At 41.9% G+C, this 516-nt stretch carries 1 protein-coding gene; it reads left to right on the forward strand.

Annotation, left to right across the window (positions count from 1 at the left end; translation table 11 throughout):
- Positions 1-224, forward strand: a 224-nt coding sequence (gene tnpA / locus CXF61_RS02475) for an IS200/IS605 family transposase (protein WP_165597037.1), incomplete at its 5' end; no start/stop codon positions are given.
- Positions 225-516: the final 292 nt, after the last annotated feature.

Raw genomic sequence — 516 nt, forward strand, 5'->3', positions numbered from 1 at the left:
CAGATTATATCCACATGCTTATCCAGTACCCGCCAACGGTGCAATTAAGCAAATTGGTTAATAACTTAAAGTCAGTCACAAGTAGACGAATGAGGGGTGATTTTATTGATTTAAGAGCAGCTTATTCCAAGCCTGTGCTTTGGTCACGCTCCTACTTTGCAAGCTCTTGTGGCGGTGCGCCATTAGATATTATTAAGCAATATATTCAGAACCAGCGAGGCTAACCAGTGATGCGAAATTTACCTCCACCTTAATGTCGAGTGGAGTCCTCTTTCGTTTTTTTGATAGATGCGCTTGAGCGTTTGCAAAGCTTTATCACCAAAGCCACTTACGTTAATAAAACCAGAAGGCCGACCAAACCTAGCAGAAATGCCAAACGTAAACGGGTGGATAAAAAAACCCAGCGCGGTAAGACGAAGGCTTTACGCGGTAAAGTAGATTTTTAGAGAGTTTGTGATAGTAGGTTTTATCGTTGAGAAGTTGTGCGGCAGAAAATTTATAGAGCAAAAGCTGTAG

This window comes from Psychrobacter sp. 4Dc, from assembly GCF_002836715.1.
In the GTDB taxonomy this organism is placed as follows: Bacteria; Pseudomonadota; Gammaproteobacteria; order Pseudomonadales; family Moraxellaceae; genus Psychrobacter.